The sequence below is a fragment of the Klebsiella sp. X13 genome, assembly GCF_003323835.1.
Classification (GTDB): Bacteria; Pseudomonadota; Gammaproteobacteria; order Enterobacterales; family Enterobacteriaceae; genus Klebsiella; species Klebsiella ornithinolytica.
Genome location: NZ_CP030874.1, coordinates 3,224,880 through 3,243,055, shown reverse-complemented (window position 1 = coordinate 3,243,055; position 18,176 = coordinate 3,224,880). Strand labels below are relative to the sequence as shown.

Genomic DNA, 18,176 nt, shown 5'->3' with positions numbered 1-18,176 from the left:
CATTTATAGCCATACTCAAGCCCGAAATGCGTGGCGACAAAGACGCATAAAAGCGTGAAAAAAGTCTTTAACAGGCGTCAGTTAATCATTTTGCTCATAAAAAGAAAATACATTGTCGTGAGTAGCTTGCGTTACCTCGCCGCCGGGATGAGGCTTATCTGATTCGATCGTCGGCAAAACGAATTTTAGAACAGGCTGCGTGATGGTGTGATGAACGCTTGCCGGTCGCCGCTGACGGAGACGCTGTTGCCTCGCGAGTTGTTGGCGGCGTGAAGCCAGTACAGGGCCGAACGTCGGCCCCACGGTAAAACAACACCGTCACCGCCCCTGGGCGGGACGGTGACGAACGTTTTGATTACCACCACGTCATCATCAGAATGTCATGGCGCCTTGCAGATACAAGGTACGCGGCTGGCCGACATAGATGCCTTTGTTGTTATCGTCGTATGAGCGGGTGTAGTACTCATGGTCGAAAATATTTTTTACGCCAAACGCCAGATTGAGATTGGCCATTTGCGGGCCAAAATCGTAGGCGACGCGGGCGCCCCACAGCATATAGCCCGGAATGCGGCCGTTGCTGCCGTCAGCGCTCTCTTCCACGGTGTTGGCGTTGTCAGCAAACTGACTGGACTGGAAATCGCTATTGAGGTTGAACGTCCAGTTACCCGGTTTGTAATCTACCCCGAGCGTACCTTTATGTCTGGGTGAGAAAGGCACCTGGTTGCCGTAGGTATCGCCTTTCTCACGAATGACGGCGTTGACATAGGCATAGCTGGCATAGACCGACAGATTTTCCAGCTGCGGATTGAGATCGCCGAGATCGTAACGCGTCTGCGTCTCCAGTCCGCTGTGGCGAGTTTTACCGCGAGCGGTGACGGTATCGTTGGTCTGGTTGGAGTCGTACTGATTGTTGAAGTTAATCAGGAAGAGTCCCATTTCCGCGCTCAGCGCGCCGTTGTCGTAGCGGGTACCGACTTCCCAGGTGCGGGCCTTTTCCGGTTCCACATTGCCGCTTTGCACAGCCTTGCCAATTTGGCTGTACTGTACGGTACCGAACGATCCTTCTGTATTGGCATAAAGATTCCAGCTGTCGGTGAGGTGATAAAGTACGTTAAGCGCCGGCAGCGGGGCATTATAGCTGACCTGCTGACGGGTGCCTTTCAGGCTGTCGTCCTGGTAAGACTCAATATGTTCGAAACGCATCCCCGGCGTGACCGTCCAGTTGCCGATATCGATGCGATCGTCGATATACCAGGCGTGAGCCACGGTGCCAGAGCGGGTATCGCGGTCGTACGGACTGGCGGTGTCGGGCAACTTGCCGCTGACGGTGGGGGTGTAATAGCGCATCTCGTGCGTGGATTCATTCACGTAGCGATAGCCGACGCCGACTTCATGCGCGGAAGCGCCAAGCATAAAGCTTTGGCTGTAGCGCGGCTCGATACCGCGCACCCAGTATTCACGCGGGGAAAGCGTGGTGCGTTTCCCTTGCTCCAGATAACCGCTGCGCAGCGTATGGGTATAGAAGCCCTGAATGTTGAACTTGTGCCGGTCATCGGGCTGGAACTGATAGCCGAGGCTGGCCAGCTGACGTCGTCCCCAGAAGCGATCTTTTAAGCGGGTGGACTGCCAGCGATCGGCAGCATAATCGGCGCGGGACAGGCCGCCGGGCATATCGGCTTCACCATCGTAGTACTGCAGCAAGCTGTTGAACGTGTGCACCGCGTTTGGCGCATATTTGCCTTTCAGCATCACGTCATCGATGCGCGTGGCGCTATGTTCACGCCAGTCGCTGCCGCGGGTACCTGAATAGAGCAGGGCAGCCCCCAGTCCGTTATCGGCGGTCCCTCCCAGCATCAGGTTATGCGTCTCTTTGGGATTGTTCTGCGAAGAGGTCGGGCTGAGCTGGCCTTCTACGCCGCCCGCGATAGCAAAGTCTTGCGGGATGGCCCGGGTGACAAAGTTCACTACGCCGCCCACGTTTTGTGGCCCGTAGCGCACGGCGCCTGCGCCGCGAACCACATCCACCGCATCCATATTGCCCAGCGATACCGGCGCCAGCGATAGCTGAGGTTGACCGTAGGGGGCGAAAGGCACCGGAATACCGTCCATCAGTACCGTAGAACGGCTGGCGAGGCGTGGGTTCAGCCCCCGGATGCCAAAGTTCATCGCCAGATCGTGGCTGCCGGTACCGGTATTTTCCGGCGCATTGACGCCGGGAATGCGATTCAGGACTTCGCGCATAGTGGTGGCGCCGGTTTTGGCGAAATCGTCGCGGCGGATAACATCGCGGGCGCCGGCGTGTTCAAAAACATCGTTTTCCCGGGCGTCGCCAAGCCAGTCGCCGATCACCGTCAGCGTGGATTCCGTATTAACCGGCGCCGGTTCCAGCGTCCAGGCCTGATTGCCCAGAGATTTCAGCTGCAGTCCGCTCCCGCTGAGCAGCGTTTGCAGACCCTCTTCCAGCTCATAGCGGCCGTGCAGGCCATCGCTGTGTTTTCCGCGCGTCAGGCCAGCATCCGCCGAGAGCGTAATGCCGCTGCGGGCGGCGTACTGGTTCAGTGCGCTGTCTAAATCCCCGGCGGCAATATCAAACTGCGTTGCCGCCAATGCGGGGGCAGCGACCAGCCCCGCGAGCGGCAGCAGGCTTAAACGGATTGCCATCACCAGAGGCATCGGTTTGCGTAATACGCGTAAAGGCGTCATGTGTTCTCCACAATCGTTTTTGGTTGTCATCACCTGTTAAGTCGAACGAGCGGGTGAAAAGGGACAATGGAGAAGGCAAATTTTTTGTTTTTTTTCTCAGGCTGCGATGACAGTGACCCAGTAGCGGGTGGCAAATTGCAGTTTTACCGGCAGGGTCTGCGCGATGATGTGCAAAATCGCATCGGTGTCGCCCAGCGGAAAGGTGCCGCTCAGACGCAAACCGGCGACGGCGGGATCGCAGCGTAAGATCCCGGGGCGATAGCGGGAGAGTGTGGCGAGCACTTCATGCAGCGGACGATCGCGGAAGCTGAGGACGCCCTGCGTCCAGCTGGCGTCGCTGCTGTTGAGCGCCTGAAGGCGGGTGAAGGCATCGCGGGTAAACCACAGGCTCTCGCCCGCGTGGACAATCTTGCGCTGTCCGTCTGGCAGCAGCGCCTCGACGGCGTGCTGTTGCACCGTCAGGCGCGTGTCACGGGCAAACTGGCGGACGGTAAATTCGGTGCCCAGCGCGGTGAGTAAACCGTCGCGGGTCTGGACGCGAAACGGTCGTTGCCGGCGGTCGCGGGCGGTGGTGATGGCAATTTCGCCGTAGCGCAGGCGAATCAGGCGCTGGTGGCCATCAAAGCGCACATCGGCGGCGCTGTCGGTATTGAGCGTCAGCAGAGTGCCGTCGCTGAGCGTTTGCCGCAGGGGCATGCCTTTTGCCGTGCGGTAATCGGCGCGCAATCCTTCCGCCAGTTCGCTGCTCCACATCTGCCAGCCGCCGCCGGCGGCAACCAGCAGCATCAGCCCTTTCAGCACCTGGCGACGCGTCAGGCGACTGTCGTTGAGCGTCCGGCTGGCAAGGGGACCGGGAAGTTGTCCCATCTGCTGGCGCAGGTTTTCGACCTGCTGCCACGCCCACTGGTGATCGCGGCTTTGTTCATACCACTGTTGCCAGCGGACCTCCTGTCGGGGGTTGACGCGACTATCGCTTAATACCGCGTACCAGCGCGATGCGGAACGCAGAGCCAGACGACGGGATTCGGTTAATGCGGAACTCACAGGCCATTCTCCAGGCGAAAAAGCAGGCAGTGCTCAGTCGCTCTGGCGACGTATTTTTTTACTGAGCTGACCGATACCATCAGGCGTTCGGCAATCTCGGCGTACGTCAGCCCCTCCAGCTGCGAAAGCAAAAAGGCCGCGCGGGCTTTCCGGCTCAGGCCATCAAGCATGGCATCGACCTGCTGCAGCGTCTCCAGCTGGATGTGCTGTCGCTCCGGCGAAGGGACCAGGGTTTGCGGAAGCTGGGCAAGCATCTCCAGCCACGCGCGTTCCAGCGCATTACGGCGAAACAGATCGATCATCACCCGTCTGGCGATGGTGCACAGGAAGGATCTAGGATCGCGGATCGCCGTCAGCGATTCGCTGCCCATCACGCGCAGAAAGGTATCCTGAGTGACATCATCGGCGTCAAAGGCGGATTGCAGCTTGCCGGTTAACCAGGTTGTCAGCCAGCCGTGATGGGCTTGATACAGAGACGCGAGCGTGAACGGCGTGGTGGCGGAAAGCTGAGACATAAGCGGGTTCAAAACAGGTTATCAATAGCGACATGTTAATATGAGAATGGTTATCATTACAATTAAAAGGCGGCGCAAAAATGGGTCGTGCGAACAATAATTTCAATAAGTGACTGTTGCGATTAGAAAATGTTGTTGATTTCACGGCATCAGGTCTCCGGCCCGTGTTACGGGCGGCTTATCATTGAAGGTCGGGGATAAAAAAGGATAATTGTTCGTCGTAAACGAATAATGGATGATTTATTTAGCGAAAGCGCCAGACATTGTGCGGATTTATAAAATAAGGTGATTCTTATTTGATATATAGAAAAGGAATGAAAAGATATGTTGCATACTGTTTTATAGATTCTGACTCTGATATATGGAGATGCGTTATATTGATTACCGCGATTCTTTAGCAACGTTTATACTTTTTACCACCGCGTCGCCTCGGGCAGGATGACAGGGTGGGTAAGTTGTTGCCGGCCAGTGACGGCAGGGGCTGCGAAGCAATATGACGCTGAAGAGTACAAATTGATTTAATAATGTGCAATCAGCGGATCGAAATAATTAGCGAGAAAAGGGTTGTCACAGTAAATATTTGTAATGGGATCTTCTTTTTTATTTTACATTCTGTTACAACTATGAGGGTATTATGCTTTTTTCACCGCGGAGGTGTTTTTTACTTGCCGGAGTGAATTTAGCCGGATTACTATTGTCATAGTTGCTATACGTACCGCCTAACGACTGATGAATGGACTTCGTTTTTTCCTTAAGCGCTACTCATTTATAGACGTTTACAGGAAAAATCATGCCTTGCGCTTTTAATAAAAGTCTTCTGCACCCTCGCAACTGGGGGACCTGGTTTGGCCTTGCCATTCTCTGGTTAATCGTGCAATTGCCTTATCCTCTGTTACACATCATCGGCACCAGCGCAGGCAAGGCGTCACGCCGCTTCCTTAAGCGCCGCGAACATATTGCCCGACGTAATCTTGAACTCTGTTTTCCGGACATGTCACCGCAAGCGCGGGAAAAGATGATTGAGCAGAATTTTATGTCGCTGGGCATGGGACTTATCGAAACCGGTATGGCCTGGTTCTGGAGCGACGAGCGGGTTAAAAAATGGTTCGACGTTGAAGGCTTTGAGAATCTGAGCAAAGCGTTAAGCGCCGGGCAGGGTGTTATGGTCGTTGGCGTGCACTTTATGTCGCTGGAACTCGGTGGCCGTACCATGGGTCTGTGTCGGCCGATGATGGCGACCTATCGCCCGCACAACAGCCCGCTGATGGAGTGGGTGCAAACCCGCGGACGCCTGCGTTCGAATAAAGCGATGATCGATCGCCGCAATTTATCTGGTCTGGTGCACGCGCTGAAAGCCGGCGAGGCGGTATGGTTCGCCCCGGATCAGGACTATGGCCCGAAAGGCAGCGTGTTTGCGCCGTTCTTCTCTGTCCCTCAGGCGGCGACGACAAACGGCACCTACGTCCTGTCGCGTCTCTCCGGTGCGAAGATGCTGAGCATCAGTATGGTGCGTAAGATGGACCGTAAAGGTTACACCCTGTACATCAGCGATGTGCTGAATGACTATCCTGGCGAAGATAAACAGGATGCGGCCAGCTATATCAACCGGGTGATTGAAAAAGAGATTCTGCGCGCGCCGGAGCAATATCTGTGGGTACATCGGCGCTTCAAAACCCGCCCGCTGGGCGAAGGCTCACTCTACTAAGCCAACAAGCACCGTAAGCGCTTTCAAAATCGCGGCAGTTGCGTTAACGTGAGCGCGATCATGTTTTTTGTTGAAAGCGAAGGAGTGCAGCGTGTTCGCTGAGTTTGGTGTGTTGAATTATCTGACCTATCTGGTCGGGGCTATTTTTATCATCCTGGTGCCCGGCCCTAATACCTTTTTTGTTCTGAAAACCGGTATCGCACACGGCGTTAAAAAGGGCTATCTGGCGGCGGCTGGCGTGTTCATCGGCGACGCGGTGCTGATGCTGCTGGCGTTTGCCGGCGTTGCGACCCTGATTAAGACCACGCCGGTGCTGTTTAATATCGTTCGTTATCTGGGCGCGATTTACCTGCTGTGGCTGGGTGGCAAGATGCTCTATTCCGTTCTGACTCAGCGGGAAGGGCACGCGGACGCCGGGGCTGAACCGGGAAGCGCGATTCTGAAACGCTCGCTGACGCTTAGCCTGACCAATCCCAAAGCCATTCTTTTCTATGTCTCTTTTTTCGTGCAGTTCATCGACGTTAACGCGACAACACCCGGACTGGCGTTCTTTATCCTCGCGCTGACGCTGGAAGTGATTAGCTTTATGTATATGAGCTTCCTGATCCTGTCCGGCTCGTTCGTGACGCGCTACGTGAAGACCAGAAAGAAACTGGCAAAAATCGGCAACAGTCTGATTGGTCTGGTGTTTGTCGGCTTTGCTGCGCGCCTGGCAACCCTGCAATCGTAAACCGCTGGCCGGTAGTGATTCCGGCCTGATAGCTTTATCCTCTGGCTTGTAACAAAAACCCTTCAATTTTTATTGCATTGATGTTACATATACAGCCGATTATCGGTCAGAGAAAAGGGAACCCGGATGATTCTGCAAAAGCTCATCAGCAACAAAAACAGCAAGAAATTCTTCTTGTCGATAGGGATTGTGTTTGCCATCGCGCTCACCGTGGTGGGCCGCGCAACGTTTGGCGGGGTCGTTAGCGAATACAATATGCCGTACTCCGAATGGAGCACATCGATGTTTTTCCTGCAGGGGGCGATGGTGACCGTGTACAGCATCGTGTTCACGCTGCTGTTTTCCATTCCGCTGGGCTTCTTCTTTTTAGGTTCTGACCGTCAGGACTAAGGCTATGGGGCGAACGCGCGTTCGCCCTGCTTAACCCTTTCGTCACCAGCCGCGGCCGTCATAATGATGATGGTGGTGCCTGTGGTGATAGCCGTCGTCAACAATACATCCCGATAACAGCGTGCATAGCGCAAGAATCAACGATAACACGATCGGTTTTTTCATTTCTCACTTCTCCGTTGTCCACCGTCCGCGGGCAAAGAGCGTGCGGAGTCGGCTGATGAAGTGAGTGTATAGCGTTAACTTATTGAGTGGATAGGATAACTCCGCAATAACGCTCTGACGAACGATCCCCGACCGCCGATGCTACCACCAGCCAAACTGAACGCCGGCCAGGGCAACGATCGCGATGATAATCATCAGAATGGTGCTTTTTTTCATTACGCGCCGCCCGGAGCCGCGTAGCCGCCGACGAAAAACCAACCGAGAAAAACAACGGCGACGATAAAAATGGCCACCGGGAAAAGAATACCCAATCTCATGATGTTACCCCTGAAGCTAAAAATATGACCTGTCCTGCCACAAAACCATTAAGCCGCCGCATCGCAACAGCTTACCGGAAAACCTCGCTATCATACTGGATATCGCCGTCAGGTTTTAATCAATATTCAGAAAGGAATCCCGCCGCCGGGACTTTTTATCCTGATACATAGCGTCATCCGCAGCGCGCAGCGCACTTTCGACATCCAGAACCTGGGGATTTACCTCTGTGATGCCAAAACTGGCGCCAGGATAGTTAATTCGGTGTTCGCCAAGAAAGTAAACCCCACATAAGGCCTGCCGCAGGGTCGCAACAAAGGACTGTTGCTGCAGCGTGTCCAGTTCGGTGCCGACGACTAAAAACTCATCACCGCCGAGACGTCCCACCAGGTCTCCCTGGCGAATATGCGCCTTCAGCCGTTCGCCAATCTGGACCAGAAAGCTGTCCCCGCACTGATGACCAAAGCGATCGTTTATCGCTTTAAAATCGTCAAGGTCGATAAAGATCATCAGCAGATTGCGCTGCTGCTCGCGCTCGCGGGGAAACATTGACGACAGATGCTTAAACAGCGCCCGGCGATTGGCTAAACCGGTCAGCTCGTCGGTATAGGAGTGCATTTCCAGCGCGACGTTGGCGGCGCGAAGCTGATCAACCAGCGTCTCTTTCTCAACATAGTGAGAAATTAAGTTGGCAAACAGCGCCATCACCTGCTCGCCTTCGAGGTTATAGGGCTGCTTATTGCGGCTGGTTGCACATAATGTGCCGTACAGCGAGCCATCGGCGAGGCGCACGGGAATGCTGAAGAAGGTGATAATCCCCAGCCCCTGAGCGGCGATGCACGACGGCCAGCGGGTGTTGACATCGTTACTGAACTGGCAGTTATCATCGATTGCACGTTTACACAGCGACTCATTCCACGGCACCGAAAACCCTTCCGGGATCTGCATTTCGCTGCTGTTATGCGCGTACAGCACCAGCTGGCGCTGCGCTTTTAAATCAATACGAGTCAGATAAGTTGACTCCATTCTGGTCACAAGCTCCAGCATCTCAAGCAGCTGCCTGACTAACATTTCGAGAGAATGTTCAGTGGCGAGCGTTTGCGAGACGCGAGCAAGAATAAAATCTGACATGAATGTACGGCTCCCGATCGCGGGTGGGGCCGTCAGTCATTTATGCTGGAAAACGGCTACCAACGAAGAGTAAACATAGATACAACAAATTTAACACATTAATGAAGGGAATACCTGCGATCGCAGCGGGGAAAAAAAGCCCCGTCGGGGGCGACGGGGAAAACTCATTGATTATGGAATGATCTGTTCTCTGGTCAGTTCGAGAACAAGCGCTACTCTACGCGGCAAAAGTGTAGTTAAAATGGAGAAACCATGAAGAATCAGGGCAAATACGTGCTCTGTGCAAAGAAGGAGCAGAAATGAAGTGGATGATAATGCTGCTGCCGCTGGCCCTGGCCGGCTGCGCGAAGCAGCCGCAGCCGCAGGATGCGCCGCCGCCGCCGAAGTCTATCGGCATGGCGAACCCGGCCTCGGTTTACTGCGGTCAGAAGGGCGGTAAGTTGATACCGGTTCAGACGCCGCAGGGCGTGCGCAGCGACTGTAAGCTGCCCGGCGGGGAAACCCTCGATGAATGGGAGCTGTGGCGCCGGGATCACCCCGCTAAGGCGTAGCCTCGCCGGCAGACAGGTTTTCCAGCCACTCAGCCAGCACCAGCGCATGGTTTTGCCGGGTATCTTTGGCGGCATACAGCAAGGTTAATGGCTGTTGGCGAGCCAGCCCGGCGAGACGCAATCCTTCGTCGCGCCGGGCGTCGAGTTCTTCGCGATACTGTTGACTGAAGCTGACAAAATCGATCGCCTCGCCGTGGAACGCTTTACGTAGCGCCGAAGAGGGCGAGAGCGATTTGCACCATTCATCGTAGCGCAAAGCCTCTTTTTTCATACCGCGCGGCCAGAGTCGGTCAACCAGAACGCGGTAACCGTCGCCGGGCTCTGCCGGATCATAAACGCGTTTACAGTGAATCATCGCTATTTTCTCTCTGTTGCATCCAGGCGAGGAGTTGGGGTAGCTGTCGGTCGGAAAAAACGGCGATGCCGTGTTCACGCAGCAGCGCCGCCGCCACGCCTGACCCCGGCTTTCGCTGCCCGCTGAACATCCCGTCGTAGATAAACTGGCTGCCGCAGGTCGGGCTGCCGTCGGTTAACAACGCGGCCTTACAGCCGGCTTCCTGTGCGGTGCGCAGGGCCAGCCATGCGGCCAGCTGATAGTGCGGAGTGACGTCCTGACCGTCGCTCTCAACGATACGCGCGCGGTCCTGCATGACATCCGTGCCCTGGGCGTGAAGGATTTCGGCCGGGAGTCGGGGGACCGGCAGCCCGGCGGCGAGCTCCGGGCAATGAATCACCAGCCGACCGTCGCGCTGCCAACGTGCCAGCGCGTCGGCAAGCTGCGCTTTTTGGCTGCCATTATAGCGAACCTGAAACCCCATCAGGCAGGCGCTGACTAAAATTTTGCTTTTCATAGGCGGTCCATCATTGTTTCTCTGCGCTATACAATAGCGCCTGCGCGCGGAAATTACCCGCCTACAAAGCAATCCAAAAGCGCGAAGGACCTTCTGGCGCGGTGAAAACAGGGGTTGTGTTCCGCGACGGAGATCGCTAATCTGAGGCTCCTTGTGTTGCCCGAAAATCGCTCTGACATAAGGATCCTGCTATGAACACCCCCCTGCGTATTGCCCTGGTTGGCGACTACAATCCTGACGTGATTGCCCATAAAGCTATCCCCCTGGCTATCGACGATGCCGCCGCCGTGCTGGAACTGCCCGTGCGCTATGACTGGCTGGCAACTCGTGATATTCACCATGCCGACGCGTTGGTGGATTACGATGCTATCTGGGTGGTGCCCGCCAGCCCGTATGAAAATGCCGAAGGCGCATTTACCGCCATTCGCTACGCGCGCGAAAACAGCGTGCCTTTCCTCGGAACCTGCGGTGGTTTTCAGCACGCGATAATCGAATATGCGCGTAACGTGATGGGCTGGCAGGATGCGGCACATGCTGAAACCGATACCGAAGGACGGATGGTGATAGCGCCGCTAAGCTGTTCGCTGGTTGAAAAGTCGGACACCATTGAGCTGCGCGCTCATACCCTGATAGCCCGTGCGTATGGCCGCGATCATATTGAAGAGGGCTACCACTGCAACTATGGTATCGCCGACAGCTTTGCCCGTGAACTTGAGCAGGGAGAGCTGCGGGTAACCGGATGGGATGAAGAGGGGGAGATTCGCGCGGTGGAGCTGGTCACGCATCCGTTTTTTGTGGCGACCTTGTTCCAGCATGAACGTCATGCCCTGGAAGGGCGTCCCGCACCGCTGGTGCAGGCGTTTTTACATGCCGCAAACCAATAAACTCACCGCCGGTTAATCTTCCAGGATTCAGTTCGCATTGCCGGTGCCGCCCCGGACGCGCGGGTGAGCAGGAAAATATTGCCGCCATCGTAATGGCGGCTTATCAAAGCGCTATCCGTTTATCTCCCGGTCGCGACCGGCCAGCGCGCCGAACAGGGCCATAACGACTGAAATCAGCGCCACGGCGAGAAGCGGGATCTGCCAGTCGCCGTTGGCATCATGAATTTTCCCCATGAGCGGTGGTCCGCAGGCGGCCAGCAGATATCCGATGGTCTGCGCCATCCCCGACAAAGCCGCTGCCTGATGCGCAGAGTTTGCGCGCAGGCCGATAAACGTCAACCCCAGAATCATGGTTGCCCCCGAACCGAAACCAAAGATTAGCGTCCAGACTACCGCCTGTCCCGGCCAGAACCACAGTCCGCAGGCGCTGATGGCGCACATCAGCGCCACAATGATCGCGATGGCGCGCTGGTCTTTAAGGCGATGAAGAATCAGCGGAATTGCCAGCCCGGGGGCGGCGGTGGCCAGCTGGAGCAAACCATGCAGAGAGCCCGCCTGCGCTTCGCTGTAGCCAAGGCTCTGCAGAATGGCCGGCAGCCAGCCAATAATAACGTAATAGACCAGCGAGTTGATGCCGAGGAACAGGGTGACCTGCCAGGCGAGCGCGGAGCGCCAGATTCCGCGATTGTGCATGGCGCCGGAACCGGTGAGCGGCGCGGTCGCGGTCTTGCGCGTTTGCGGCAACCATACCAGCAGTGCCAGCAGCGGAAAGACCATTAACATCAAGAGTGCGCCGTGCCAGCCGAAACCCGCCAGCGCCAGCGGCACCACCATGGCTGAACCCAGCGCGGCCGCTCCGCCCATAGTGATCGAGTAGGCCCCGGTCATCCTGGCAACATGCTGTGAGAAGTCGCGTTTGATCAGACCCGGCAGCAGAACGTTACCGAGCGCAATTCCGCAGCCGATGATCGCCGTACCGCCGAACAGCAAGGCGGTGGAAGGAAGCGAACGCAGTCCGATACCCAGACAAATAAGGACTAGCGCCACCAGCAGGCTGCGCTCAATGCCCAGCCGGCGACCGACGCCTGCCGCCAGCGGTGATACCAGGCCAAAGGCCAGCAGCGGCAATGTGGTGAGCATCCCGGTTTGTGCGGTGGAGAGACCATAGTCAGCGCGAATGGCGTCGAGCAGCGGGGCTGCGCCGGTAAAAGTCACGCGTAGCGTGGAGGCAATGAATAAAATCCCGGCAATCAGCAGCAGATGACGGCGGCCGGTAGAAGGCAAAACAGAACTCATGGCAATCTCTGACGAGTAAACAGGGCGGCTACAATAGCGCGTTTGCCGATGGTTTAAATCAAGCTAAAATGACAGATTATCGCTAATATCGGACAAAATCATGATAGGACTCGGCCTGGATGGCTACGATCCGGACAGCGGCCATGAATCGGCCCTCGCGTTTCGTATTCAGGTGGTGGAAGACGAGCAGTTCATCCCGCGCCATCAGCACCGCAAAGGCCAGCTGATCCTCGCCTTGCATGGGGCGCTCACCTGCGAGGTGGAGAACGCAATGTGGATGGTGCCGCCGCAGTATGCGGTGTGGGTACCGGGTCAGATGCCCCACAGCAACCGCGCCACGCCGGGGGCACAAATCAGTTTTCTGTTTATTGAACCGGATGCTGCGCCAATGCCGGCGCACTGTTGTACCTTAAAAATTTCGCCTCTGGTGCGCGAGCTTATTCTGACCCTTGCCGGACGTCATGGGGAGGCGTTTGCCCATCCGACAACGCAACGGCTGGTGCAGGTGCTGTTCGATGAGCTCCCGCGACAGCCGCAGGAACATCTGCAGCTGCCGGTTTCCCCACATCCGAAGATTCGCCAGATGGCGGATTTCATGGCGGTTGATCCGGCCCGCTGGCAGACGTTGGCGCAGTGGGCGGCAGAATTCGCGATGAGCGAACGGAATCTGGCGCGGCTGGTGGTGCGCGAGACCGGACTGAGCTTTCGCCGCTGGCGACACCAGCTGCAGCTGATCCTGGCCCTGCAGATGTTGATTCGCGGGCAAACGGTCCAGCAGACCGCGCAAACGCTGGGATATGACTCGACGACCGCGTTTATTACGATGTTTAAAAAGGGGCTGGGCCAGACGCCAGGCCGCTACCTGGCGAGTCTGGTTACGACTTCCCGATAAACAGCGAAATAATGCCGGCGGCGATCAGCGGGCCAACCGGTACGCCGCGGAACAGCGCTACGCCAAGGACCGTGCCGACCAGCAGTCCGGCGACCAGCTGCGGCTGCGAGCCCATCAGCGCCACGCCGCGTCCGCCCAGCCACGAGACGAATACGCCCACGGCAATCGCCAGCAGCGACTTCCAGTTGACGAACGAGTGCAGCAGCGTCGACGGCGGCAGCGTGCCGCTGGCAATGGGAGCCATTACGCCAATGGTCAGAATGATAATACCGATCGTCAGCCCCTGTTTTTCAATCCACGGGAAAAAGACGTTGAGCGGTGTGACGCGAACGATGATTAAAACGAGGATAGAAATAGCCACGGTGGTGTTATGGCTGATAAAACCCAGCGCGGCCAGCCCGAGCAGAATAAACAGGGTTGTATCGAACATGACGGGAGATCCTTGCCAAAATAATAAGCCTGTCTACTCTACGCGTAATAGCGTGAATAGACAGGCTTTTTTTGACCAGTGACCGCGTTTCCAGGCATCTGCACAATTTGGCGTGGCGGTGAGCCATCACCTCTCAGCTTTCGCGGCGAAAGGCGACCAGCTCCGGGCGGGCAATGCGCAGATAATCCTCGGTGTTCAGGATAATGGATTTATCCAGCTGGCCGGCGTTAAAGGCAATCTCAGGGTAGCGATCGAACAGCAGCGGATCGGCAATCAGCCGCAAATCCGGGTGAAAGCTGAACGGTGGGATGGCGCCAAAAACGCAGGCGGTGAGCGTATCGACTTCCGCCGGACTGGCCAGCGATGCCTTGCTGCCGCCGATATGCTGCGCCAGGCGTGACAGGTCCGCCTGTTGGTCGGCGGCGAGGATCGCCAGGACATGCTGGTTCACGCCGTTCCCTTTGACTTTACAGACCAGCGCTTTTGCCCCCTGGCCCAAAGCGGTACCGCGAATCTCCGACACGGCCTCACATTTCCCCACGGCCTCATGTTCCACGACGCGATAGTGGGCCTGGTGCTGTTCAAGCAGCGCGAGCAGCTGACGGTGGGTGTTGCGTTTTTCCGGCATGTTCATCTCACTCTTTCCATCATGACAAAGTCGTCAGCATAATCGTCTTCACACCAGATGAGAACCAACGGAACCTGAGGGGGCATTTTGCTGCTGATTTCTTGCGCGGTGAATGTTCGACCGAGGAGAGAGACAGACGACATGATGCGTAACGATGAATATCTCCGCGAGCGGTGAGGGTCAATTCGTATTTCTCATCGGATTATTCGCATTTAATTCATAATTTAGGCAATTTCTCTTCAATTTATCGCTGGCCAAAGCACCGATCCCAACAAAATGGAAAGAATTTATTAAGCAATAGAACTTTTCTCATTTTATTGAGTCCTTAACAAAATCGATAGTGGTGCGGTTAATTGTGGTGACGAGGATATGATGATGGACAACACAGCGGTGCGGGTATCCCCAAAGAAGTTTAAAAAAATAAGGGAACTTAACAGACGCCGTAATTATTTTACAAAAAGAGTGCGTAACGCCTTACGTGTTTATATTGCAAAAACGCTGTGGGATAGCCCTGCGCGGTCTGAGCTGGATTTATCATCGGCAAAAACGGTGCTGCTGATGCGCAATGAAGGCGCTATCGGGGATGTGGTTGTCGATTCCGCATTGGTTAAGTGCCTTCATCAGTCTGGGTTTATCGTGGATTTCCTGCTGACAAAATCGAATAGCCAGGTGATGCGGTATCATCCGGGCATTCGTCGGATCTATGAGGCTGAGAATGTAGCCTCCGGTGATTTCCTGCGTAAATTTACCCATAATGTTCCTGAGTCCGTTATTAATGAGCTTGCGAATAATAAGTATGACATTGTTATCGATCCCTCTTTATTCGATATGCCCATACACCGGATGCTGTTATTGCGACAAATAAAAGCAAAATCGGTTCTGGGGTTTAATAAATGGGCATCGATTAATCATTATTCAAAATCCTTTGATTTTGATTGTGAAAACTGGCATGTCAGCCAAACCTATACGTTTATCGCCGAGCATCTGAATCTGGATAAAAAACATCTGGAGCGTTATGACCTCCATATTCCAGAGGATATTTATCAGCAAACCCGGCAGTATCTGGCGGGGCTTGTCGGGCGAAAAGTCATCATTAATATTTTTGCCGGGCATCCGGACCGCAGTCTGTCGCAGGCGCAGTTGTCATCCCTGATCGGCAAACTGCAGGAGGCTTATCCCGATGTACAGATTATTTTGCTCGATCACCGCAATGAGATCCGACTCCCGCTGCCAGAAAAGGTGAGCATTAACCCCTTCAAAACGCTGCATCACGCCATGGCGCTGATTGCCGAGGCCGATCTGATTATCTCACCGGATACCTCGGTGGTGCATATGGCGGCGGCGTGGAGAAAACCGCTGGTGGCTATCTATAAAGATGTGCGCATGAACAACCGATTGTGGGCGCCGGGATATGACAACGCGCGGCAGATCATTGTCAAATGCGGCAAGGTCCATCAAATGGAGAATCTGGCCAGTCTGATTATGCGTGAGATTGAAGGCGGCGTGCTGGCAAAAGAGCCCGCGCGGGATTGTCTGAACGATCGATAATCGTCGCTGCCGGTAAAGAGTCAGTCCGGCAGCAGGGCGTCATCCCGTGGCCAGCGATACAAGATCGCTGGCTTTTTTATGCGTCTTTATGCGTCAGATTTCCGCTCAGCCAGCGCGCTAGCAGGAGCGACAAGGGGGATTTGCGCCGCAGGGATTACCCGTCATACGCCATATCCTGTTGCGCTTTCATCAGACCTTCTGTTCCCTTGCGGAGCAGATTGGGGGTACTATCTAACCCATTATCTCTTTGTAACAGGTAACATCTCCAATGGCTCTGATCCCTAAAAACTATGCCCGGCTGGAAAGCGGCTATCGTGAAAAAGCATTAAAAATCTATCCGTGGATATGTGGGCGCTGCTCGCGGGAGTTTGTCTATTCCAACCTGCGTGAATTAACGGTTCACCATATCGATCACGATCATACCAATAATCCGGAAGATGGCAGTAACTGGGAGTTATTGTGTCTGTACTGCCACGATCATGAGCACTCCAAATACACCGAGGCTGACCAGTACGGGACGCGAGTGGTGGCGGGGGAGGATGCGCAAAAAGATGTGGCCGCCGCAACCTATAACCCCTTTGCGGATTTAAAATCGATGCTCAATAAGAAGTCATAAAATCAGCTATCTTCCCTGCGGGTTCAGGGCTGTCTGAGCAGCCCTGCCACGCGCCTCTTTGCGTGGATTCCGATCCGGCTATCTCCGCGACCGTGCTGCCCGGCGTATTCACTCAGACAGAATCCTGCGCCGGTTTGCCGACTGCGGGCAGCTTATGCCAGTCGCCCGCAGCGGACAGTCCATTATTACCAGAAGACGTTAGCCTGAATACCCACAGCCCAGGTGTCGTTGTCCAGACCATTGTTGAAGGACGATTCGCTGGCATCCGTCCAGTTATCCCGGTCGCTATCGTAATGGCTGACGAATACACGCAATTCTGGCTTATCGCGACCGTAGGACAGCGCCTGCGCAAGGGTGTATTTTGCCCCGCTGCGATCGTAGTCAGTCCCGTTAACCGTTTTCTTGTCGTCGAAATAACCCATTTCAAGGTAAGTCCGGGTGTAATCAGACCAGTGATAGGTCACTTTCGCGCTGACGGACGCCGTTGACGCATCGCCTTTATCACCATTCCACAGCTCAACATCGTTGGCGGCAGCATAGTTCAGCGCATGGCTGACATCCCAGTCCGCGGCAACCGGGATAGTGCCGTAGTTACGCAGTGCCCAACCTTCACCCTCTTTAACCGTGCCATTGAGCGTGTCCGCAGCACCAAAGGTCACGCCTTGCAGGGCGGAGCCTTTGCCATAATACTGAATAACCGTATTGTTAACGCCTTTGTCGAAGATCTGCTGCTTCAACACCACCATCGCGGTTTGGCCATCGACATAATCGTGGTTGGCTCGCTCTACTTGCTCATCGTTGGCATCTGCGTGCAGGTATTTATAACCCACCGCCAGCGTTGCGCCATCCCACAGAGGCTGGCTGTCATACATCAGTTCAAGTTGATTGGAATCGATCAGCTGCTGGGCGTCCACTTCGCCTTCGGCGAAGGCTGAAAGATCTTCATCAATATCGCGATGTAAGAAGGCGACAGAAAGTTTTCCCTGACCGAGACTCATTTTTTCAATACCGCCGCCGACGTTGGTATGGTTCCAGAAATCGTAGTCGTTAGCGTCAATGCTGTATTTATTATACTGGCGGATACCCGCCCAGGTTGTTTCATCCAGGCCCATAAAATTACGGAACTGGATATTCATGTTTTCCCAGCCAAACTTATTTTCGTGGCTGCTGTTGGTGTCGCCGTCGTACATATTGATCATCGTCTGGATATATACAGACTGACTTCCTGAACGATATAATTCTTTACCAAAACCGACTTCCGCGTAGGTGTCAAATTCATTACCCAGACGACCGAGTTTATTTTTCTCGAAGCTGCCGCCGGTTGCGTCTTTCATCGAACCACCGCCGTCACTGGCCCCCATGCCTGAACGGAAATACCCATAAAAATCAATACCAGCCAAGGTGTCGGTGGCGGTGACGGTTTTGGATGGGGCATCTGTTTTATCATCTGCGAATACGGCTGTGGACACCATTGAAAGTGACGACGCAATGGCAAGGGGTAATAAAGATTTTTTCATTAATTAATTCCTGGTGTTTTAAAATATAAGTTCCGTAACAAATTGCACGGGATTTAATTATTAAATCTCAGCCGCGGCTGGTGGCGGTTAAAATGTAAAATATTTTAATTGCTATAAAAGAATATTAATTTTTCAGGCAGCATTGCACGTTCAGGCATAGTGTATGGTGTAACCTCTGGCTCTAAAACAGCACATTTATTTAAAAGTAAATATTGCCCTTGCGGAATATTAAATTGTGGACTAGCGCACAAAAATAAGCGTTTTA

Annotated in this window: 20 protein-coding genes; 8 read left to right on the top strand and 12 right to left on the bottom strand. The window is 54.8% G+C overall.

Features of this window, described 5'->3' with window-relative positions; genetic code table 11:
* Window positions 1–372: 372 nt before the first annotated feature.
* The 3 genes from fecA to fecI all read right to left on the bottom strand — a co-directional run bounded on the left by fecA (window position 373) and on the right by fecI (window position 4,262).
* The gene (gene fecA, locus DSD31_RS15400; RefSeq protein WP_113991160.1) at window positions 373–2,703 is read right to left on the bottom strand and encodes a TonB-dependent Fe(3+) dicitrate receptor FecA; all 2,331 of its coding nucleotides are present in this window, start codon (window positions 2,701–2,703) and stop codon (window positions 373–375) included.
* 96 nt (window positions 2,704–2,799) lie between these two features.
* Window positions 2,800–3,747 (bottom strand): ferric citrate uptake sigma factor regulator FecR, encoded by a 948-nt coding sequence (gene fecR / locus DSD31_RS15395; RefSeq protein WP_032717239.1) that lies wholly within the window; start codon window positions 3,745–3,747, stop codon window positions 2,800–2,802.
* Window positions 3,744–4,262 carry a ferric citrate uptake sigma factor FecI gene (gene fecI, locus DSD31_RS15390; protein ID WP_004860737.1) on the bottom strand — a complete coding sequence of 173 codons (519 nt, stop codon included), beginning with the start codon at window positions 4,260–4,262 and terminating at the stop codon, window positions 3,744–3,746. The genes fecR and fecI overlap by 4 nt, the downstream gene beginning before the upstream one ends.
* Window positions 4,263–5,052: 790 nt before the next feature.
* Between fecI and lpxP the strand changes: the two genes are divergently transcribed.
* The 3 genes from lpxP to DSD31_RS15375 all read left to right on the top strand — a co-directional run bounded on the left by lpxP (window position 5,053) and on the right by DSD31_RS15375 (window position 7,087).
* Window positions 5,053–5,967, top strand: a complete 915-nt coding sequence (gene lpxP / locus DSD31_RS15385) for a kdo(2)-lipid IV(A) palmitoleoyltransferase (protein ID WP_004860740.1) — start codon at window positions 5,053–5,055, stop codon at window positions 5,965–5,967.
* A 91-nt stretch (window positions 5,968–6,058) separates the two neighbouring features.
* Complete coding sequence (gene leuE, locus DSD31_RS15380; protein ID WP_015584612.1) at window positions 6,059–6,697, top strand: leucine efflux protein LeuE; 639 nt, start codon at window positions 6,059–6,061, stop codon at window positions 6,695–6,697.
* A 126-nt stretch (window positions 6,698–6,823) separates the two neighbouring features.
* Complete coding sequence (locus DSD31_RS15375) at window positions 6,824–7,087, top strand: DUF2534 family protein (protein WP_004860746.1); 264 nt, start codon at window positions 6,824–6,826, stop codon at window positions 7,085–7,087.
* 42 nt (window positions 7,088–7,129) lie between these two features.
* Here DSD31_RS15375 and DSD31_RS15370 read toward each other — a convergent pair whose 3' ends face one another.
* The 3 genes from DSD31_RS15370 to DSD31_RS15360 all read right to left on the bottom strand — a co-directional run bounded on the left by DSD31_RS15370 (window position 7,130) and on the right by DSD31_RS15360 (window position 8,698).
* On the bottom strand, window positions 7,130–7,252 hold the full coding sequence (locus DSD31_RS15370; protein ID WP_086816789.1) for a hypothetical protein: 123 nt from the start codon (window positions 7,250–7,252) through the stop codon (window positions 7,130–7,132).
* A gap of 215 nt (window positions 7,253–7,467) precedes the next feature.
* Entirely contained in the window at window positions 7,468–7,569 is a 102-nt protein-coding gene (locus tag DSD31_RS15365) for a YoaK family small membrane protein (RefSeq protein WP_004101234.1), read from the bottom strand.
* A gap of 115 nt (window positions 7,570–7,684) precedes the next feature.
* Window positions 7,685–8,698: a sensor domain-containing diguanylate cyclase gene (locus DSD31_RS15360; protein ID WP_015584611.1), complete on the bottom strand. Its 1,014-nt coding sequence runs from the start codon at window positions 8,696–8,698 to the stop codon at window positions 7,685–7,687.
* A 299-nt stretch (window positions 8,699–8,997) separates the two neighbouring features.
* Here DSD31_RS15360 and DSD31_RS15355 point away from each other — a divergent pair, with 299 nt between their 5' ends.
* Complete coding sequence (locus tag DSD31_RS15355) at window positions 8,998–9,249, top strand: putative hemolysin (RefSeq protein WP_004860754.1); 252 nt, start codon at window positions 8,998–9,000, stop codon at window positions 9,247–9,249.
* On the opposite strand, the gene DSD31_RS15350 is transcribed toward DSD31_RS15355, so the two are convergent.
* Together DSD31_RS15350 and DSD31_RS15345 are read right to left on the bottom strand one after the other, a co-directional pair.
* Window positions 9,239–9,604, bottom strand: a complete 366-nt coding sequence (locus tag DSD31_RS15350) for a DUF488 domain-containing protein (RefSeq protein WP_015584609.1) — start codon at window positions 9,602–9,604, stop codon at window positions 9,239–9,241. The genes DSD31_RS15355 and DSD31_RS15350 overlap by 11 nt on opposite strands.
* On the bottom strand, window positions 9,591–10,100 hold the full coding sequence (locus DSD31_RS15345) for a 2-thiouracil desulfurase family protein (protein WP_113991159.1): 510 nt from the start codon (window positions 10,098–10,100) through the stop codon (window positions 9,591–9,593). The genes DSD31_RS15350 and DSD31_RS15345 overlap by 14 nt, the downstream gene beginning before the upstream one ends.
* Window positions 10,101–10,291: 191 nt before the next feature.
* Between DSD31_RS15345 and DSD31_RS15340 the strand changes: the two genes are divergently transcribed.
* Window positions 10,292–10,984: a CTP synthase C-terminal region-related (seleno)protein gene (locus tag DSD31_RS15340; protein ID WP_064357158.1), complete on the top strand. Its 693-nt coding sequence runs from the start codon at window positions 10,292–10,294 to the stop codon at window positions 10,982–10,984.
* A 111-nt stretch (window positions 10,985–11,095) separates the two neighbouring features.
* Here the strand turns inward: DSD31_RS15340 and DSD31_RS15335 are convergent, their stop codons facing one another.
* Window positions 11,096–12,280 carry a CynX/NimT family MFS transporter gene (locus DSD31_RS15335; RefSeq protein ID WP_032717253.1) on the bottom strand — a complete coding sequence of 395 codons (1,185 nt, stop codon included), beginning with the start codon at window positions 12,278–12,280 and terminating at the stop codon, window positions 11,096–11,098.
* A 97-nt stretch (window positions 12,281–12,377) separates the two neighbouring features.
* On the opposite strand from DSD31_RS15335, the gene DSD31_RS15330 reads away from it, so the two are divergent.
* A complete protein-coding gene (locus DSD31_RS15330) occupies window positions 12,378–13,172 on the top strand; it encodes an AraC family transcriptional regulator (RefSeq protein ID WP_162098178.1) in 795 nt (264 codons plus the stop codon).
* Here DSD31_RS15330 and DSD31_RS15325 read toward each other — a convergent pair.
* Window positions 13,156–13,602, bottom strand: a complete 447-nt coding sequence (locus DSD31_RS15325; protein ID WP_004860772.1) for a DUF441 domain-containing protein — start codon at window positions 13,600–13,602, stop codon at window positions 13,156–13,158. The two genes, DSD31_RS15330 and DSD31_RS15325, sit on opposite strands and share 17 nt — an antisense overlap.
* 133 nt (window positions 13,603–13,735) lie before the next feature.
* The gene (locus tag DSD31_RS15320; protein WP_004860775.1) at window positions 13,736–14,236 is read right to left on the bottom strand and encodes a YbaK/prolyl-tRNA synthetase associated domain-containing protein; all 501 of its coding nucleotides are present in this window, start codon (window positions 14,234–14,236) and stop codon (window positions 13,736–13,738) included.
* 366 nt (window positions 14,237–14,602) lie between these two features.
* On the opposite strand from DSD31_RS15320, the gene DSD31_RS15315 reads away from it, so the two are divergent.
* Both DSD31_RS15315 and yajD read left to right on the top strand, forming a co-directional pair.
* Window positions 14,603–15,778: a glycosyltransferase family 9 protein gene (locus DSD31_RS15315; RefSeq protein ID WP_004860778.1), complete on the top strand. Its 1,176-nt coding sequence runs from the start codon at window positions 14,603–14,605 to the stop codon at window positions 15,776–15,778.
* A gap of 268 nt (window positions 15,779–16,046) precedes the next feature.
* Entirely contained in the window at window positions 16,047–16,394 is a 348-nt protein-coding gene (gene yajD / locus DSD31_RS15310; RefSeq protein ID WP_004860781.1) for an HNH nuclease YajD, read from the top strand.
* A gap of 185 nt (window positions 16,395–16,579) precedes the next feature.
* Here the strand turns inward: yajD and DSD31_RS15305 are convergent, their stop codons facing one another.
* Window positions 16,580–17,911, bottom strand: coding sequence for a carbohydrate porin (locus DSD31_RS15305; protein ID WP_015584604.1), 1,332 nt, complete (start codon window positions 17,909–17,911; stop codon window positions 16,580–16,582).
* Window positions 17,912–18,176 lie beyond the last annotated feature (265 nt).

Bases quoted from the DNA above. Each gene is read 5' to 3' on its own strand.
- DSD31_RS15315 (WP_004860778.1), top strand. From the start codon at position 14,603: ATGATGGACAACACAGCGGTGCGGGTATCCCCAAAGAAGTTTAAAAAA.
- DSD31_RS15375 (WP_004860746.1), top strand. From the start codon at position 6,824: ATGATTCTGCAAAAGCTCATCAGCAACAAAAACAGCAAGAAATTCTTC.
- DSD31_RS15340 (WP_064357158.1), top strand. From the start codon at position 10,292: ATGAACACCCCCCTGCGTATTGCCCTGGTTGGCGACTACAATCCTGAC.
- yajD (WP_004860781.1), top strand. From the start codon at position 16,047: ATGGCTCTGATCCCTAAAAACTATGCCCGGCTGGAAAGCGGCTATCGT.
- DSD31_RS15350 (WP_015584609.1), bottom strand. From the start codon at position 9,604: ATGATTCACTGTAAACGCGTTTATGATCCGGCAGAGCCCGGCGACGGT.
- fecI (WP_004860737.1), bottom strand. From the start codon at position 4,262: ATGTCTCAGCTTTCCGCCACCACGCCGTTCACGCTCGCGTCTCTGTAT.
- DSD31_RS15335 (WP_032717253.1), bottom strand. From the start codon at position 12,280: ATGAGTTCTGTTTTGCCTTCTACCGGCCGCCGTCATCTGCTGCTGATT.
- DSD31_RS15365 (WP_004101234.1), bottom strand. From the start codon at position 7,569: ATGAGATTGGGTATTCTTTTCCCGGTGGCCATTTTTATCGTCGCCGTT.
- DSD31_RS15325 (WP_004860772.1), bottom strand. From the start codon at position 13,602: ATGTTCGATACAACCCTGTTTATTCTGCTCGGGCTGGCCGCGCTGGGT.
- DSD31_RS15355 (WP_004860754.1), top strand. From the start codon at position 8,998: ATGAAGTGGATGATAATGCTGCTGCCGCTGGCCCTGGCCGGCTGCGCG.
- DSD31_RS15345 (WP_113991159.1), bottom strand. From the start codon at position 10,100: ATGAAAAGCAAAATTTTAGTCAGCGCCTGCCTGATGGGGTTTCAGGTT.
- fecA (WP_113991160.1), bottom strand. From the start codon at position 2,703: ATGACGCCTTTACGCGTATTACGCAAACCGATGCCTCTGGTGATGGCA.
- DSD31_RS15360 (WP_015584611.1), bottom strand. From the start codon at position 8,698: ATGTCAGATTTTATTCTTGCTCGCGTCTCGCAAACGCTCGCCACTGAA.
- DSD31_RS15305 (WP_015584604.1), bottom strand. From the start codon at position 17,911: ATGAAAAAATCTTTATTACCCCTTGCCATTGCGTCGTCACTTTCAATG.
- DSD31_RS15320 (WP_004860775.1), bottom strand. From the start codon at position 14,236: ATGAACATGCCGGAAAAACGCAACACCCACCGTCAGCTGCTCGCGCTG.
- lpxP (WP_004860740.1), top strand. From the start codon at position 5,053: ATGCCTTGCGCTTTTAATAAAAGTCTTCTGCACCCTCGCAACTGGGGG.
- DSD31_RS15370 (WP_086816789.1), bottom strand. From the start codon at position 7,252: ATGAAAAAACCGATCGTGTTATCGTTGATTCTTGCGCTATGCACGCTG.